Source organism: Acinetobacter pittii ATCC 19004 = CIP 70.29, from assembly GCF_000369045.1.
Lineage (GTDB): Bacteria > Pseudomonadota > Gammaproteobacteria > Pseudomonadales > Moraxellaceae > Acinetobacter > Acinetobacter pittii.
This window is the reverse complement of record NZ_KB849797.1, coordinates 495,052-509,400: the sequence shown is the minus strand read 5'-3', so window position 1 is coordinate 509,400 and position 14,349 is coordinate 495,052. Positions and strand designations below refer to the sequence as shown.

At 41.3% G+C, this 14,349-nt stretch carries 18 protein-coding genes; 11 read left to right on the top strand and 7 right to left on the bottom strand.

Annotated elements, in window-relative coordinates; genetic code table 11:
- Window positions 1-29 precede the first annotated feature (29 nt).
- Window positions 30-950, bottom strand: a complete 921-nt coding sequence (locus tag F928_RS21065; protein ID WP_005079541.1) for a Dyp-type peroxidase — start codon at window positions 948-950, stop codon at window positions 30-32.
- 158 nt (window positions 951-1,108) lie between these two features.
- On the opposite strand from F928_RS21065, the gene rhtB reads away from it, so the two are divergent.
- On the top strand, window positions 1,109-1,735 hold the full coding sequence (gene rhtB / locus F928_RS21060; protein WP_002114069.1) for a LysE family transporter: 627 nt from the start codon (window positions 1,109-1,111) through the stop codon (window positions 1,733-1,735).
- Between the two features lies 1 nt (window position 1,736).
- Here rhtB and znuB read toward each other — a convergent pair whose 3' ends face one another.
- The 3 genes from znuB to zur are packed head-to-tail and all read right to left on the bottom strand — an operon-like array spanning window position 1,737 to window position 3,808.
- The gene (gene znuB / locus F928_RS21055; protein WP_005079538.1) at window positions 1,737-2,546 is read right to left on the bottom strand and encodes a zinc ABC transporter permease subunit ZnuB; all 810 of its coding nucleotides are present in this window, start codon (window positions 2,544-2,546) and stop codon (window positions 1,737-1,739) included.
- 3 nt (window positions 2,547-2,549) lie between these two features.
- Window positions 2,550-3,338 carry a zinc ABC transporter ATP-binding protein ZnuC gene (znuC, locus tag F928_RS21050; protein ID WP_014208124.1) on the bottom strand — a complete coding sequence of 263 codons (789 nt, stop codon included), beginning with the start codon at window positions 3,336-3,338 and terminating at the stop codon, window positions 2,550-2,552.
- Window positions 3,311-3,808 (bottom strand): transcriptional repressor, encoded by a 498-nt coding sequence (gene zur / locus F928_RS21045; protein WP_002114130.1) that lies wholly within the window; start codon window positions 3,806-3,808, stop codon window positions 3,311-3,313. Before zur ends, znuC begins: the two co-directional genes overlap by 28 nt.
- A 127-nt stretch (window positions 3,809-3,935) precedes the next feature.
- On the opposite strand from zur, the gene znuA reads away from it, so the two are divergent.
- The 10 genes from znuA (at window position 3,936) to atpC (ending at window position 12,112) form a co-directional block, all read left to right on the top strand.
- Window positions 3,936-4,775: a metal ABC transporter solute-binding protein, Zn/Mn family gene (gene znuA / locus F928_RS21040; RefSeq protein ID WP_005079534.1), complete on the top strand. Its 840-nt coding sequence runs from the start codon at window positions 3,936-3,938 to the stop codon at window positions 4,773-4,775.
- A 170-nt stretch (window positions 4,776-4,945) separates the two neighbouring features.
- The gene (atpI, locus tag F928_RS21035) at window positions 4,946-5,344 is read left to right on the top strand and encodes an ATP synthase subunit I (RefSeq protein WP_005072004.1); all 399 of its coding nucleotides are present in this window, start codon (window positions 4,946-4,948) and stop codon (window positions 5,342-5,344) included.
- A 104-nt stretch (window positions 5,345-5,448) separates the two neighbouring features.
- Window positions 5,449-6,324: a F0F1 ATP synthase subunit A gene (atpB, locus tag F928_RS21030; RefSeq protein WP_002114072.1), complete on the top strand. Its 876-nt coding sequence runs from the start codon at window positions 5,449-5,451 to the stop codon at window positions 6,322-6,324.
- An 84-nt stretch (window positions 6,325-6,408) separates the two neighbouring features.
- Window positions 6,409-6,654, top strand: coding sequence for a F0F1 ATP synthase subunit C (gene atpE / locus F928_RS21025; protein ID WP_000424060.1), 246 nt, complete (start codon window positions 6,409-6,411; stop codon window positions 6,652-6,654).
- 38 nt (window positions 6,655-6,692) lie between these two features.
- Window positions 6,693-7,163, top strand: coding sequence for a F0F1 ATP synthase subunit B (atpF, locus tag F928_RS21020; RefSeq protein ID WP_001024691.1), 471 nt, complete (start codon window positions 6,693-6,695; stop codon window positions 7,161-7,163).
- A 12-nt stretch (window positions 7,164-7,175) separates the two neighbouring features.
- Complete coding sequence (gene atpH, locus F928_RS21015) at window positions 7,176-7,712, top strand: F0F1 ATP synthase subunit delta (RefSeq protein ID WP_002114070.1); 537 nt, start codon at window positions 7,176-7,178, stop codon at window positions 7,710-7,712.
- Window positions 7,713-7,758: 46 nt separating this feature from the next.
- A complete protein-coding gene (gene atpA / locus F928_RS21010; RefSeq protein WP_002114049.1) occupies window positions 7,759-9,303 on the top strand; it encodes a F0F1 ATP synthase subunit alpha in 1,545 nt (514 codons plus the stop codon).
- A gap of 77 nt (window positions 9,304-9,380) precedes the next feature.
- Window positions 9,381-10,250 carry a F0F1 ATP synthase subunit gamma gene (gene atpG / locus F928_RS21005; protein ID WP_002114131.1) on the top strand — a complete coding sequence of 290 codons (870 nt, stop codon included), beginning with the start codon at window positions 9,381-9,383 and terminating at the stop codon, window positions 10,248-10,250.
- 30 nt (window positions 10,251-10,280) lie between these two features.
- Window positions 10,281-11,675 (top strand): F0F1 ATP synthase subunit beta, encoded by a 1,395-nt coding sequence (gene atpD, locus F928_RS21000; protein WP_002114045.1) that lies wholly within the window; start codon window positions 10,281-10,283, stop codon window positions 11,673-11,675.
- Between the two features lie 17 nt (window positions 11,676-11,692).
- Complete coding sequence (atpC, locus tag F928_RS20995; RefSeq protein WP_002114076.1) at window positions 11,693-12,112, top strand: F0F1 ATP synthase subunit epsilon; 420 nt, start codon at window positions 11,693-11,695, stop codon at window positions 12,110-12,112.
- Between the two features lie 58 nt (window positions 12,113-12,170).
- On the opposite strand, the gene F928_RS20990 is transcribed toward atpC, so the two are convergent.
- From F928_RS20990 to yeaM, 3 genes are all read right to left on the bottom strand, one after another.
- Window positions 12,171-12,767 (bottom strand): hypothetical protein, encoded by a 597-nt coding sequence (locus F928_RS20990; RefSeq protein WP_002114089.1) that lies wholly within the window; start codon window positions 12,765-12,767, stop codon window positions 12,171-12,173.
- 141 nt (window positions 12,768-12,908) lie between these two features.
- On the bottom strand, window positions 12,909-13,454 hold the full coding sequence (btuE, locus tag F928_RS20985) for a glutathione peroxidase (RefSeq protein WP_002114052.1): 546 nt from the start codon (window positions 13,452-13,454) through the stop codon (window positions 12,909-12,911).
- A 120-nt stretch (window positions 13,455-13,574) separates the two neighbouring features.
- Entirely contained in the window at window positions 13,575-14,339 is a 765-nt protein-coding gene (yeaM, locus tag F928_RS20980) for an AraC family transcriptional regulator (RefSeq protein WP_002114047.1), read from the bottom strand.
- Window positions 14,340-14,349 lie beyond the last annotated feature (10 nt).

The following is a 14,349-nucleotide window of genomic DNA, read 5'->3' as shown; positions in this document are numbered from 1 at the left end:
AAGAGGAGCTTAAGCTCCTCTTTTTTATTTTAGTCTTCTAAAACTTCTTCTAGTAATTCTTCACTTGGTGCAAAGTAATATGCGCCGTCTAGTGGTGTCACGAAATGCAATAAGCGGTCATGGATACCATCTCCACTTGTACCAAACATACGCTTTAACATGGCATCAATAATGCTCAGGTCTTTAGTATAAGCAATGAAGAATAAGCCTTGATCGCCTCGGCCGTCGCCATAAGGCAGACTATGACGCAAGATTTCCATTTCTTCGCCTTCGTCATCTTCAACGACAGTACGGGCAACATGGGCATTTTCTGGTTTAACGTCATCATCAAGTTCAATTGACTCAAGCTTAGTACGACCCATGACATTTTCTTGAGCATCAACTTTTAGTTTTTTCCATTTTTCTAAGTCGTGTGCATAGCGCTGTGCAAATATGAAACTACCATCTGCAAATACTCCAGCACTTTCTGGGAGTAGGGCTGTTTCCGCGCGGTCATCTGGAAATTGAGGGTTTTCAGTACCATCTATAAAGCCAGTAATATCGCGACCATCGAAATAACGGAAGCAAACACGCTCATCCAGAACTTCAACTTTATCTTTAATACCTTCAAAAAATGCTTGGCTTAATGCAAAACAAATATCAGAACGCATACTAGCAATATGGATGAGGACATCAGCGGGAACAGCTGGCATGTTGAATGCGCCGTTTTCTGGTTCAAGTTGTTTAAAGCCAGCAGGAGATTGACTGTAAAGTCGCTTCCAAAGTTCTCGACCAAAAGCGACTGCTGTTTTAATTTGCGCGTCTGAATGCTGAGTAATGAGACGGTCGCGTGTTTCAAACAACGCTTCGAGTTGTTCTTTTAATTCATCAATTGATAAGTCTTTTAAACGAAGAACAATAAATCGGGCATGATCTGATGGCAACGGCAAAATGACAGATTGAGCAGTCATTGGAAGGTATCTCCTCAATTATAATTTAGTATGAGCTTTAATTATTGTGCCTGATGCGAAGAGCGGTTAGTAGTCTATTTCTTGATTTTATTGTTTGAATTCTCATCAAGATAGTTTTATAAAACAGTATAATTCCACTTTTATTGTCTATTTTTACTATGTCTTTGCAAGTTTGGTTTGCCTATATGTTGGCCTGTTGGGTCATTAGTATCTCTCCGGGTGCGGGAGCTATTGCCTCAATGTCGAGTGGTCTAAACTATGGATTTAGACATGGTTATTGGAATGCAATCGGTTTGCAAGTTGCCTTGGTGCTTCAAATTATGGTGGTGGCAGCAGGTGTTGGGGTCTTATTTGCCACAACTCCTTTAGCTTTTCAGGCCGTTAAGTGGTTTGGCGTAGCTTATTTATTGTATTTGGCCTATTTGCAGTGGACAGCACCTGTAAAAGATATAGAAATTCAACAAGAAAAAAGAGATAAGTCTGCTTTAGCTCTGCTATTAAATGGTTTTGTGGTTAATATTAGCAATCCTAAAGCGATCGTATTTTTATTGGCGGTTTTACCGCAGTTCTTAGATTTAAGTAAGCCTCAATGGATACAGTACCTAATTATGGCGGCCACTATGATTACGATCGATTTGATTGTAATGGCTGGATATACGGGGCTGGCATCCAAGGTTTTAAGATTACTTCGATCCCCTAGACAGCAAAAATATTTAAATCGGGGCTTTGCTGTGATGTTTAGCTGTGCGGCTTTATTATTGAGCACAGTGCATCAGGCGGCCTAGTTTAGGACGCCTGTGTCTGATTTTTTAGTTTTTGAGTTATAAAAATAACGGCAAAACTTAATGCCATACATAAAACAATACTAAGACCTGTAGAGATATTAAGTGCTGCACTTGACCATAAGCCGACACTAACACCAAGCTGGGCTAACACGAATGCCCAAATAACCATTTGCTTTGGTGAGTTTGCCAATAGACGAGCGCTTAAAGCTGGTATTACTAGTAATGCACCCATTAGCAAAGAACCTACAGCACGCAAAGCTAAAACTGTAAATAAAGCTAATAACAGCATAAAAATAAGGCGTTGCCAGTTTGCATTCACCCCTTCACTAATTGCGATATCTGGATCAATTGCAAACTGTATTTGTGGCTGCCAAAAACGGTAAAGAATTACGAGTGATATCGCAATAATTAAAGTGAAAACAGGAAGATCTGGCCAATCAATACTAAGTAAATCGCCAAACAAATAACTTAAAAGCTCTGGCCTTAAACTTGGAACATGTTGAATAAATAGTAAACCGCTACAGAGTAATGTCGCTGAACATAAGGCTAGCAGAGCATCATTGGGTAAACGGTTGTCATGTAAGGCCCATAAAACGCCTACCAATAAAACCGCCGTACCTGCAACACCAAGCCATAATGGAAGACTTAAAGCTCCCGCAATAGCTACCCCAAGTAGTGTTCCGTGCGCCATCGTGTCAGCAAAAAAAGACATGCGTCTCCAAAGCATTAAACAACCCAGGGGTGCGGTTAAAAATACTAGCAGAGTTCCCATAATCCATGCGGGTAACAATAATTGTAACCATTCCATCATGGCTTAAGCTTCCGGTTCTGGGTGAATGTGAGGACGGTCATTATGAGGGCAGGGGTGTGCAGCATCACCGTGAGCACAATGGTCATGATGATGTTGATAGAAAACCCTTTGAGTTCCAAATATTGCCTGATATTCAGGGTGTTGTTGGATATTTTCGGGTAGTCCACTACAGCAAATATGTTTATTTAAACACACTACACGGTGTGTTCCTTGCATCACCCATTGTAAGTCATGAGAAACAATTAAGATCGCACACCCATATCGTTCTGGCAGGCTGCGAACATAATCATAAAGTTCCGCTTCTGACTGAATATCTAGACCTTGCATGGGTTCATCAAGGACTAAAATATCTGGCTGACGAAGTAGAGCGCGAGCCAACAGTACTCGTTGGCGCTCTCCACCGGAAAGTTGTTGTACTTTTGATTGTTGTAACTTTGAAATACCTGTGTCTTGAATAATTTCCTGACGCAGGGCAGGGCTGCATTTTTCTAAATCAAGAAGGTCCTGAACACGTAAAGGAAGGCTGTGTGAAGGATTAAACTTTTGTGGCACATAAGCCATTTTAAGTTTTTTATGATTAATAACACGCCCGCTACTTGGCTGAAGAATACCGAGTAGAACTTTAATCAGTGTTGATTTGCCTGCACCATTGGGTCCAATTAAAGACACAATTTCATTTTGATGTAGGGCAAAATCAACTTTCTTTAATATATCCCGATCATCGCGATGAACAGAAACCTGCTCAAGCTGAATTAATACAGGATTTAAGGAGTTGTGCGGCACTGTTGGCATTTCCCCGAAATTTCAATAATGCTGTGTTGAGCCACGAAGTCATCTGAAGCTGCAAGCTGGTCAAGCTGGTGTGTGAGGCCTTGAGAAGAAGCTTCTTTAACCATATGACATTCGGTACAAATCAGGAATGCTGCTTGATGGCCTTCACGCGGGTGGCAGCAAGGAATATACGCATTAATAGAAGTTAGGCGGTGAATGAGGCCTTTTTCTAATAAGAAATCTAAAGTTCTATATACAGTTGGAGGCGCAGCAGGGCGATCGGTTTGACTTTTTATACGTGCCAATAAGTCATAGGCACCCATTGGACCTGATGCATTTAAAATGAGTTCCAGAACTTCTTTGCGCAAAGGTGTAAGACGTGCGCCAGTCGCAGAACATAAACTTTCTGCTTCAGCTAAACGGCTTGCGACATTATGGTGATCATGCACACCATGCAAAGAATCATGATGTTCATGCGAGCAGGAACTCATAAGGATAACCTCGAATTTTTAACGGAATATTAGCATGAAGCGATGCTTCATTCGATTAATCTTAGGTATTTTTGTAACTTTGTTATATTATAACATGCTTCGAGCTAATTTAAATTGATGGTCTGTCATGTTCCGTTTTTTTGTTTTCAGTATGTTCTCACTTTTGAGTGCGTTAGGGTGGAGTCAGGGTTTGGTGGTTTCTACACACCCGATTTATCTGATTGCAAAAGAAGTCACTCAAGGGGTTGAAGAACCACAACTCTTATTAAAGGGACAAACTGGGCATGACGTACAATTAACCCCAGCGCATCGTAAAGCAATTAATGATGCGTCTTTGGTGATTTGGTTAGGTAAAGCGCATGAAGCGCCCTTAAATAAATTATTAGGTAATAATAAGAAGGCGATTGCACTATTAGATAGTGGCATTGTTTCTGTTTTACCCCAGCGAAGTACACGCGGTGCAGCTTTACCTAATACGGTAGATACACATGTGTGGTTAGAGCCCAACAATGCAGTTCGAATTGGTTTCTTTATTGCTGCTTTGCGCTCTCAGCAACACCCTGAAAATAAGGCAAAGTATTGGAATAACGCCAATGTGTTCGCTCGTAAAATGTTCCAGGCAGCACAAGCTTACGATAGTTCAAGTAATGGCAAACCGTATTGGGCATATCATGATGCCTATCAATATTTAGAACGCTCACTAAACTTAAAGTTCGCTGGTGCTTTAACAGATGATCCTCACGTTGCACCAACAGCAGCTCAAATTAAGTATCTTAATGATAGTCGACCAAAAAATCAGATGTGTTTGTTGGCAGAGAGTTTTACCACTAAGAGTCAATATCAAAAATTAGGTAACATTACTTTTCAACCAGTAGACGAGAGCATGAATAATGAGGATGATTTCGTCACTGCATGGAAGAAACTGGCAATAAAAACTGATAAATGTGTATTAAGTACGCAAAAGTAAGATAAAAAGTAAACAAAGGCTGACTGTAGCGTCAGCACCACCTGTCATGAAAAACCCCGACTAAAGTCGGGAAAAGATTGCATGTTCAGGGGTGTAACTCTATAATGCCTGCGATTAAAAGCGATCATCAGCTAAACTTGTCAAGCATTTATGCTGTGAGTGGATAAATAATGAGCCAAACTAGTCGCTTGATTGACCGACGATTAGCAAAAGCTTTGGTCTTCTTACAAGCATGTATGATCCCTGTTTCCGCACTTGTGGCGTGGAGCATAAAAGACATGACAGCAGCATTAAGTGCGGCACTTGGTGCGTTGGTCTGCTGGCTTGCTACGGGTTATTTTTCGTGGCAATCCTTCAGAACAGCAGGTGCACGAGCATCGAAACAAGTGCTGTCTAACATGTATAGGGGCATGTTAGGCAAATTTGCAATCATGATCGTTGGATTTATTTTGATTTTGAGCAATGTTAAACCTTTATCACCGTTAGCATTGCTGTTTGGTTTTATTCTCGTTCAGGCAATGTCGTGGGTTGCTCCATTTTGGGTGTCACGTCTACAAAAACGGGTGTAGAAACAAGAAGAATTGAAGATTTTTTGGAGGGTGGCGAGATATCGACAGTACGCCGATGTTCGTTTCCCTTCTTTTTAGTAATTGACATTGACCAGGTGTGATTTATGGCTGCTGAAGAACATGCCCTCACTTCGACAGAGTATATCAAGCATCACTTGACCAATATGACCTATGGCAAAATGCCAGATGGTACATGGAAATTGGCTGAGACTGCTGAAGAAGCTCATTCGATGGGGTTCACTGCAATTCACTTGGATTCAATGGGTTGGTCAATTGGCCTTGGTGTGATTTTCTGTTTGATGTTCTGGATCGTTGCGAAAGCTGCAAATGCAGGTGTTCCAACTAAATTCCAGTCAGCAATCGAAATGATCATTGAGTTTGTTGACTCAAGTGTCCGTGATACTTTTCATGGCAAATCACGTTTAATCGCTCCGCTTGCACTCACTATTTTCGTGTGGATTTTCCTCATGAACTTAATGGACTTGATCCCAGTTGACTGGATTCCTCAAGTTGCAGCGTTTGTAGGTGCAAACGTATTTGGTATGGACCCTCACCACGTTTACTTCAAGATCGTTCCATCTACAGATCCAAACATTACTTTAGGTATGTCTTTATCTGTATTTGTACTTATCTTGTTCTACAGCATCCGCGAAAAGGGTGTTGGTGGTTTCGTTGGCGAGTTGGCACTTAACCCATTTAACCCAAGTAATCCAGTTGCAAAAGCGTTGCTTATTCCAGTGAACTTGATTTTGGAATTGGTAACATTCCTTGCTCGTCCGATTTCATTAGCTCTCCGACTATTCGGTAACATGTATGCCGGTGAGTTGATCTTTATCCTAATTGCTTTATTGCCGTTCTGGATTCAATGGGCGTTGTCTGTGCCTTGGGCGATCTTCCACATTCTTGTAATCACGTTGCAGGCATTCATCTTTATGATGCTTACCATCGTTTACTTGAGCATGGCAAGCGAAAAACATTAATGGTATTGCCTAACTATCAAATGATGGTTGGGCTGAATTTTTTTAATTTAATTTGGTAATAACCTAACCTCTGAGGAATTTTTCATGGAACTCACTTTAGGTCTAGTTGCAATTGCATCTGCTATCTTGATCGCTTTCGGTGCTTTGGGTACTGCGATTGGTTTTGGTCTTTTGGGTGGTCGCTTTTTAGAAGCTGTTGCTCGTCAACCAGAATTGGCTCCACAACTTCAAACTCGTATGTTCTTAATCGCGGGTCTTCTTGATGCTGTGCCTATGATCGGTGTTGGTATTGGCTTGTTCTTCATCTTCGCTAATCCATTTGTAGGTTAATCATCTTAATTCCTAAATCCACTATTTGAGGAATTGCAATGAATATCAACCTCACATTGATTGGTCAAGCGATTGCGTTTGCATTCTTTGTTGCATTCTGCATGAAGTTTGTTTGGCCACCACTAATCAATGCGATTAGTGAGCGTCAGCGTAAAATCGCTGATGGCTTAAATGCAGCAGAAAAAGCGAAAGCTGACCTTGCCGATGCACAAGCGCAAGTTAAGCAAGAACTTGATGCAGCTAAAGCACAAGCGGCTCAATTGATCGAACAAGCGAACCGTCGTGCAGCGCAATTGATCGAAGAAGCTCGTACTCAAGCTGCGGCTGAAGGTGAGCGTATTCGTCAACAGGCTAAAGAAGCTGTTGATCAAGAAATCAATTCTGCTCGCGAAGAATTACGTCAACAAGTAGCTGCTTTGGCAGTAACTGGTGCAGAAAAAATCCTGAACCAGCAAGTTGATGCAGAAGCTCATAACGCCATGCTGTCTCAGCTGGCTGCTAAACTTTAAGCGAGGCGAATTATGGCTGAACTCTTGACGTTGGCACGTCCGTATGCCAAAGCAGCATTTGCTTATGCTTCTGAGCAAGGTGCAACAGACAATTGGTCGAATGCGTTACAAGTGCTCAGTGCTGCGGTGCAAGACGAAGCATTTTCCGCTTATTTAAATCGCCCTGAACTTACTCCTGCGGAGCAAGTGAAGCTTTTTGCTAAAGTTTTAGGTGAAGATCAATCTCAAGCAGTGTCTAACTTTTTGACACTTCTTGCAGATAACGATCGTTTAATGCTGTTACCTGAAATTGAAGCAGAATATGAACAGCTTAAATCACAGAATAACAACAATGTGGATGTCGTGATTGAATCGGCTTTCCCGTTAACTGCTGAACAAGAGCAACTGTTGAAATCTGCTTTAGAAAAGCGTTTTAACAGCACAGTAACTGTTTCAGTTGAAGTTAAACCTGAGCTTATTGCAGGTGTTGTAATTCGTGCAGGCGATCAAGTGATAGATGATTCTGCGCTTAACAAGCTTGAAAAAATGCGTACTCGTCTTCTTGCATAATGCAAATGATGAAGACTGAACTAATAAAAGATTGAGGAATAGCGCAATGCAACAACTGAATCCATCCGAGATCAGTGCGCTCATTAAACAGCGTATCGGAGATCTGGACACCAGCGCGACCGCTAAAAACGAAGGTACCATTGTTATGGTATCCGACGGTATCGTGCGCATTCACGGTCTTGCTGATGCAATGTACGGTGAAATGATCGAATTCGACGGCGGCTTATTTGGTATGGCACTGAACCTAGAACAGGATTCAGTGGGTGCCGTTGTTTTAGGTAACTACCTAAGCCTTCAAGAAGGTCAAAAAGCTCGTTGTACAGGTCGTGTATTAGAAGTTCCAGTTGGTCCTGAACTTCTTGGCCGTGTTGTCGACGCTTTGGGTAACCCAATTGATGGTAAAGGCCCAATTGATGCGAAATTAACTGATGCTGTTGAAAAAGTAGCACCAGGCGTAATTTGGCGTCAATCTGTAGATGAGCCTGTTCAAACTGGTTATAAATCAGTTGATACAATGATTCCTGTTGGTCGTGGCCAACGTGAGTTGATCATCGGTGACCGTCAAACTGGTAAAACAGCGATGGCGATCGATGCGATTATCGCTCAGAAAAACTCTGGCATTAAATGTGTATACGTTGCGATTGGTCAAAAACAATCAACAATTGCAAACGTTGTACGTAAGCTAGAAGAAACTGGCGCTATGGCGTATACAACTGTTGTCGCTGCTGCGGCTGCTGATCCTGCTGCAATGCAGTACTTAGCTCCGTACTCTGGCTGTACAATGGGTGAGTACTTCCGTGACCGCGGTGAAGACGCTCTTATTATTTATGATGATTTGTCTAAGCAAGCTGTTGCTTACCGTCAAATTTCATTACTTTTACGTCGTCCACCAGGTCGTGAAGCGTATCCAGGTGACGTATTCTATCTTCACTCACGTCTTCTTGAACGTGCTTCTCGTGTATCTGCTGACTACGTTGAGAAATTCACTAATGGTGCAGTAACTGGTCAAACTGGTTCTTTAACTGCATTGCCAATTATTGAAACTCAAGCAGGTGACGTATCTGCATTCGTACCAACGAACGTAATTTCGATTACTGACGGTCAGATCTTCTTAGAAACATCATTATTCAACGCAGGTATTCGTCCTGCTGTGAACGCGGGTATCTCTGTATCTCGTGTTGGTGGTTCTGCTCAAACCAAGATCATCAAAAAATTGTCTGGTGGTATCCGTACTGCTTTAGCACAATACCGTGAATTGGCTGCGTTTGCTCAGTTCGCTTCTGACCTTGATGAAGCAACTCGTAAGCAACTTGAACATGGTCAACGTGTAACTGAGTTAATGAAGCAAAAACAATATGCTCCTTACTCAATTGCTGACCAAGCTGTTTCTGTTTATGCATCTAACGAAGGCTACATGGCTGACGTAGAAGTTAAGAAAATCGTAGACTTTGATGCTGCGTTAATTTCTTACTTCCGCTCAGAATATGCTCCGTTGATGAAACAAATCGATGAAACTGGTGATTACAACAAAGACATCGAAGCAGCAATCAAAGCAGGTATTGAAAGCTTTAAAGCGACTCAAACTTACTAAGTTTAGTTTTAGTTAAGTTTGGTTCACGGATCAACCTTCGGAAGCTCGAAAGAGCTTTCGAATACTAGGTTAAGCGTATGGCAAATTTAAAAGAAATTCGCGCCAAAGTAGCTAGTATCAAGAGCACGCAAAAGATTACTCGCGCGATGCAAATGGTAGCTGCTTCTAAAATGCGTCGTGCGCAAGAGCGCATGGCTCAGGGCCGTCCGTATGCCGATAATATGCGCCGTGTAATTGCTCACTTGGTACAAGCAAACCCTGAATACAAACACCGTTATATGGTTGACCGCCCAGTTAAGCGTGTTGGCTATATCGTAGTGTCTTCAGATCGTGGTTTGGCAGGTGGCTTGAACATTAACTTGTTCAAGAAAGTTGTGCAGCATGTCAAAGCACAACAACAGCAGTCAATTGAAGTTGAATTTGCTTTAATTGGTCAAAAAGCGGTTTCGTTTTTTAAGAATTACGGCGGTAAAGTGCTCGGTGCAACTACCCAACTTGGCGATGCGCCGAGTTTGGAACAGTTAACTGGCTCAGTCCAAGTTATGCTTGATGCATTTGATAAAGGCGAATTAGATCGTATCTATCTCGTATCAAATGGCTTCGTTAATGCAATGACTCAGCAGCCTAAAGTAGAACAACTTGTTCCTTTAGCACCAGCAGAAGAAGGCGATGATCTCAACCGTACTTATGGTTGGGACTATATCTACGAACCAGAAGCAGAAGAATTGTTAAATGGTTTGTTGGTTCGCTATATCGAGTCTATGGTTTATCAAGGTGTGATTGAAAACGTTGCATGTGAGCAGTCAGCTCGTATGGTCGCGATGAAAGCAGCGACAGACAACGCAGGACAATTGATTAAAGACCTACAACTCATTTACAACAAGCTGCGTCAAGCCGCGATTACTCAGGAAATTTCCGAGATCGTTGGCGGTGCCGCTGCCGTTTAACATTATTAAGTTTGAATTGAGGAGACAGCAATGAGTAGCGGTCGTATCATTCAGATCATCGGCGCGGTTATCGACGTCGAGTTTGAGCGCAATAGCGTTCCTAAGATCTATGACGCTCTCCAAGTTGACGGTACTGAAACTACATTAGAAGTTCAGCAACAGCTTGGCGATGGTGTTGTTCGTACCATCGCAATGGGTTCTACAGAAGGTCTTAAACGTGGCCTTAATGTAACTAGCACAAATGCACCGATTTCTGTTCCAGTAGGTCCAGCTACGCTTGGTCGTATCATGGACGTTTTGGGCCGCCCAATTGATGAAGCAGGTCCTGTAGCGACTGAAGAGCGTTTGCCGATTCACCGTCAAGCCCCTTCTTATGCTGAACAAGCAGCTTCTACTGATCTTTTAGAAACTGGTATTAAAGTAATTGACTTACTTTGCCCGTTCGCAAAAGGTGGTAAAGTTGGTCTATTCGGTGGTGCTGGTGTTGGTAAAACCGTTAACATGATGGAGTTGATCAACAACATCGCGAAAGCTCACTCAGGTTTATCTGTGTTTGCTGGTGTTGGTGAGCGTACTCGTGAAGGTAACGACTTCTATCACGAAATGAAAGATTCTAACGTTCTTGACAAAGTAGCAATGGTCTACGGTCAGATGAACGAGCCACCAGGTAACCGTTTACGCGTAGCGTTAACTGGTTTGACTATGGCTGAATACTTCCGTGATCAAAAAGACGAAAATGGTAAAGGTCGTGACGTATTATTATTCGTCGACAACATCTACCGTTATACACTTGCGGGTACTGAAGTATCAGCATTGTTAGGTCGTATGCCATCTGCGGTAGGTTACCAACCTACACTTGCAGAAGAAATGGGTGTTCTTCAAGAGCGTATTACATCTACTAAATCTGGTTCGATCACATCGATCCAAGCGGTATATGTACCTGCCGATGACTTAACAGATCCATCTCCTGCAACTACATTTGCTCACTTAGATGCAACAGTAGTATTGAGCCGTGACATCGCATCTTCTGGTATCTATCCAGCGATCGATCCACTTGACTCAACTTCACGTCAGTTAGACCCATTAGTTGTTGGTCAAGAGCACTATGAAATTGCGCGTGCAGTACAAAACGTATTGCAACGTTATAAAGAGCTTAAAGACATCATCGCAATCTTGGGTATGGATGAATTAGCAGAAGAAGATAAATTGGTTGTTTACCGTGCGCGTAAAATCCAACGTTTCTTCTCTCAACCATTCCACGTAGCTGAAGTGTTTACTGGTGCTCCTGGTAAATTAGTACCGCTTAAAGAAACGATTCGTGGCTTTAAAGGTCTATTAGCTGGTGAATACGATCACATCCCAGAACAAGCGTTCTATATGGTTGGTGGTATTGACGAAGTGATTGCTAAAGCTGAGAAACTCTAATTTAAGGAGATCATCTCATGGCGACTATGCAATGTGATGTCGTAAGTGTTAAAGAGTCTATTTACTCTGGCGCAGTAACGATGTTAATCGCGAAAGGTGCTGGTGGTGAGCTTGGTATTTTGCCAGGACATGCTCCACTTGTAACCTTGCTTCAACCGGGCCCGATTCGTGTTCAGTTGGAAAATGGTACAGAAGAAATCGTCTATGTATCTGGCGGTGTTTTAGAAGTTCAACCTCATGTTGTAACGGTTCTTGCAGATACTGCAATCCGTGCTGACAACTTGGATGAAGCGGCAATTTTAGAAGCACGTAAAAATGCTGAACAATTGCTTGCAAACCAAAAGAGTGATTTGGACTCAGCTGCTGCGTTGGCTGCTTTGGCAGAAACAGCTGCACAGCTTGAAACTATCCGTAAAATCAAAAACCGCGCACTATAATTGCCGGTTTAAGATTGAAAAAGCCACCGTAAGGTGGCTTTTTTTATAAGTTGTTTTTTTAAGATTCAGTTTTTGAATCTGACTTTTCATCTCCTGCCATAATCATGGCAGCAAGCTTCACCATATCCATTTGAATGGTATTAAGCTGTTTTTCAATTTGGTCAAAATTGATTTGATCTAATTTCCCATTGAGTAATGGCATGCTAAGAGCTTGTTGGTTGGCATGTAATAAACTTTGGCGAATATTCTCAATTTCCTGACTTTTGATATCTAAAGTCAAAAGTGCTTGATTTAAACCTTCTAGTTGCTGTTTTAACGTAGTGACAGTAGTTTTTAGTTCATTCTGATTCTTATCTTGGATGGCTTGTTCAACATCAAGCTGGGTATCTTTAAGCTGTTCAACATAGTCACCAGCTTTAAGCTGTAAATTAGCAGCGTCGCGGACCATATAAAAAATATTGCCGCTTTTAAGTTCGGCTTTGTTGGGTGCAATTTCTGCCGCTTGTTGTTCAATGTTTTGGTCTGTTGCCTGTTCAGTTATTTCAGTCTTTTCTTGTTCGGTAGCATGGTCTTGTGCCTGATCGCACCCAAGTAAAAGCATGCCTGAGGCAAAAATTACAAAAGGAAGAAATGCGCCCTGTAAAACTTTTTTCATAACTACAAACAACATCAAATAAAGCAAATAGATACTATAGGCATAAAATATGAAGAAAGATTGTATTTTTGCAAACGAACAACACTTTGAGGCGAACATAAAAAAGAGCGTATAAAACGCCCTTTCTCACATTTTAAAATATTATTTTGCTAACTCTGCTTCAACTGCTTTAACGATTTGTTCATCGTCTGCTGTTAGGTTCGGAGCAAAGCGAGCCACGACTTCACCATTTTTATTAATTAAAAACTTTTCGAAGTTCCATAAAACTTCTGGAGCAGGATTGGTTGCAATACCTAAGCCTTCTAAACGCTCACGGAAAGGACCTTCACCAGTGCGTTCCGGCTGAGCTGCTGTCAAAGCTTGGTAAAGTGGATGCTTATCTTCGCCGACTACAGAAACCTTAGAAAATAAAGGGAAATGAACATCATAATTTAATGAACAGAACTGTTGAATTTCTTCATCAGAACCTGGTTCTTGCTCTTTAAAGTTGTTTGCTGGGAAACCTAAAATTTCAAGACCTTGGTCTTTTTTTGCTTGGTAAAGTTTTTCTAAGCCTTCGTATTGTGGAGTTAAACCACATTTAGAAGCAGTATTTACGATAAGTAGAACTTTACCTTTATATTGTTCAAGATCAACCGTTTCGCCTGAAATTGCTTTTACTGGAATGTGATATACAGATTGTGTCATGAGTCTTTCCTAAAGATTGTAATTGATATCAAGTAACGCATTTGTTTTAACTGCTATTGAGGGGTAGTGCAATAATATTCGTGTTCAAAAAAGAAAAAGTTTTTAAAGATAAGCTGAATTCTAGTTATTTCTGATTTGGATCGGTGTTTGCCCAGTGTAACGTTTAAAAAATTCAATAAAACTTGAGCTATGTTGATAACCTAAATCATATGCTAAACGCTTGATAGGCGTCCCTTGACGAATCTGATGAATGGCATAAACAATTTTGGCCCGATTTCTCCATTCGGACAACGAAAGTTGAAGCTCTTGTTGACTCAAACGTAATAAGTGACGATCACTGACCGAAAAGTTCTGAAGCAACTGCTGTAAAGAGTGATTAAAAAGTAATGGATCTGAAAGTTTTTCTAAAATAGGCACTAAAACAGGATGCCGTGTTTGCGGTAAATAATGTGAATATGCAGGGGCTTGTTTAAGTTGATCGAATAAAACTTGTAAAAGATGTTCTAAATATTCAGGTTTTCCAGTTTGTTTTTGCTGTTCGAGAATTTGTAGAACTAAAGTGCGAAAAAAAGGCTGAATACTAAAGCATCGACAGCTATTTCCTAAAATAGAGCATAGGCGAGGGTGCAGTCGAATACAGATATAATGAATTTCATGGTCGATATGGGTGGACTGATGAACAGTTTGAGGGGGAATCCAAAGACCATAGCTAGGTGGAGAAAGATATAGCTGTTCTTCAATCTCCATTTCTAATATGCCATTTAAACTGAAATTAAAATCTCCCCAAAGAGATGCATGAGGACGAACAATATCTTCTTTTTGGTATAGAAATTCATGAACTTCTATACTGTGTAATAATGAAAATTGCTGGTCCTCATTGTTCATCTATATGCTC